This is a genomic window from Kitasatospora sp. NPDC093558 (assembly GCF_040683475.1).
Taxonomy (GTDB): Bacteria; Actinomycetota; Actinomycetes; order Streptomycetales; family Streptomycetaceae; genus Kitasatospora.
The window spans coordinates 1-2584 of sequence record NZ_JBFBDY010000791.1; the positions used below are offsets into that span (position 1 = coordinate 1).

The following is a 2584-nucleotide window of genomic DNA, read 5'->3' on the forward strand; positions in this document are numbered from 1 at the left end:
GTGAATGTGCCGAGGCCGTCCAGCGGGCCGGCCGGGCCCTCGTCGGGCCGGCGGACAGCCCTGCTCGACGTGGAGTCCGGACGGCACGGCGGGCTGCAGCACGACGCCGCCCGCCGGGACGGCGCCGCCGTTGCGGACCGTCAGGGTGACGGTCGCCCGCTGCCCGACGCGGATCAGCGCGGGCGCGGCGGTGGCCGTGACGGCGAGCTCGGGCGTGCGCGTGTCGGGCGGGGTGGTGGCACTCGGCGTGGCGGTCGGCGTGACGGTTGGTGTGGCGCTCGGCGCGGGCGAAGTGGCCGTCGGCGACGTGGGCGTGGCCGTGGGCGAGGCCGTCCCGGGATCGGTGACCGCGACGCCCGCCTGCGCCGTCACCGGCTCCCCGTTCGAGCTGTTCACCGTCCCCGTGACCGGCCCGCTGAACGCCGCGTCACCCGTCACCACGACCTGCACCACCGCCTGCGCGCCCGGCCCGAGGTCGCCGAGCACGCACCCGGTGGACGGGCACGCCGGCGTCGCGGACACCACGCGCAGCCCGGGCGGCACCACGGGCGTCAGCGTCACGCCGGAGGCCGTCCCGTCGCCCTGGTTGCGCACGGTGAAGGAGACCGTGACCGGTTCGCCGGGGTGGACGGACCCGGGCGTGGCCGTCGCCGTGACGGTGAGGCCGGGGGCGAGGACGGTGACCACGGCCTCCGCGCGGTCGTTCTCCGCCCTCGGGTCGAGCACGTCGCCGCCCACCTGGGCCGTGGCCCGCTGGGCGCCGGTCGCCACGCCCTTGACGGTGAGCCGGACGGTGGCGCTCGCCCCCTTGGCGAGCCCGCCGAGCGTGCAGTGGTACGGCGCTGCGCCCGGGCAGGCCCCCTGCGAGGGGACGGGCGTGCCGGCCGCCTGGAGCCCTGCGGGCAGGGCGGGTTCGGCGGTGACGCCCTTGGCCGGGGCGGGGCCGAGGTTGGTGACGGTGAGGGTCAGCTCGGTCGTGCCGCCGCGGGTGACCTGCGGCTGCGCGGCGGTCAGGGCGACGGCGAGGTCGGCGGTGGGCTGCCACGAGGGGCGCCGGTGATCGGCGAGGTAGCGCGCGGGGAAGACCTGCCCGACCCCGGTCGCCGCGTCGGCCACCGCGATCCGCCCGTACTGCCCTTCGCCGTTGTAGACCCCGACGTCGAAGGCGAGCTGCTTGCCGTCGGGCGACCACGCGGGGTTGGCGGGCTGGTAGAAGGCCACCTGCGGACGCGGCTTGCCGTTGACCGGGCCGAGCTTCGGGCAGGTGGGGGCGGGCGGGATGACGCCGTGGCAGCTCGCGCCGTCGGGCCCGAGCTCCAGCAGCACGCGCAGCGGGTCGCGCGCGCGGGGCGGGCCGCTCGGCGGCGGGCAGAAGCCGGACGTGCACGAGGGCGGCGGGGAGGACGGGTCCGGCGTGGCGGCGAGCAGCTCCCGGCCGAAGGCGAGCCCGCTGCCGTCCGGCGCGTACGCGGGACGGTCGTCGAGGACGGGGCAGTCGGGGTCGCCGCACTGGGCGGCCGTGTGGTCCCGCTGGTCGCCGCCGGCGCCGGCCTCGACCGACCAGACGTGCCGCACGCCGCTGATGGCGGCGATCGCCGGGGCCTCGCGCAGAGCGGTCAGGTGGATGATCGGCGTGCAGGTGCTCGCGCGCGAGAAGGCGATCCGGCTGCCGTCCGGCGACCAGGCGGGATCGGACTCGCTGGACGTGCAGTTGTAGCCGCTGCGGGTGCGCGCGGGCACGGTGAGGACCACCTTCGCCTTGTCGGCGCCGCCGGAGACGTCGGCCACCAGGATCCGGTCGGCCGCGGCCTGGACGCAGTCGGTGCAGCTCCGGGTGGTCTGGACGAAGGCGAGCCGCTTGCCGTCGGGCGACCACGCGGGCCGGATCTGGTCCATGGCCGGGTCGATGCCCTGGCCGGCCAGCTCGGTGGCGCGGGAGGGGTCCGCCGCGTCGCCGACCAGGACCCGGGTCGCCGGCCGGCCGGCGGCGGCGGTGGGCGGCCGGCCGGCCCGGCGCTCCGTCCGGGTGAAGGCGAGCCGCCGCCCGTCCGGCGCGTAGGCGGGGTCGGCGGTGCTCTCCGTGCCGTCCACCGCCTGGGGCCGAAGGTCCAGCCGGTCCAGCGGCGGTGCCGGGTGGACGCTCTCGATCCGCTGCCGCCACTCGGCCACGTTCGTGACCAGGACGGTCGGGGAGCCACCCACCGGGGTGTACCAGCCGGCCGATTCCACTGTGTAGGAGCGGCCGTCCACCACCGTCGTGCCGGGGCAGGTCGGGCAGCCGCTCGCCGGATCGACGCGGAAGACACCGTCGGACAGGAAGGCCAGCGCGGCGCCGTCCGGGGACCACGTGACGTCGGTGCTGTCCGACTCGTACCGGGAGCCCCGCGCGACCGGCCGCACCGCCCCGCCCTGCGCCGGGACCAGCGCCAGCACCTGGTACCCGCCCTGGACGGTGACGAAGGCGATCCGGTCGTGCCCGGCCCCGGCCTTCGGCTCCCAGGCGGGCCGGTGCGCCGGGCCCGCGCCGGTGTCGACCGGCGCCGCCGTGCCGCCCGCCGCGACCGGCACGCGAAAGAGCTTCCCG

The 2584-nt window shown here is 78.0% G+C and carries 1 protein-coding gene; it reads right to left on the reverse strand.

Annotated elements, in window-relative coordinates; all coding sequences use genetic code 11:
* The coding region (locus AB0O00_RS35245; protein WP_363658787.1) for a hypothetical protein at nt 1-2568 on the reverse strand (2568 nt) is incomplete at its 3' end.
* Nucleotides 2569-2584 lie beyond the last annotated feature (16 nt).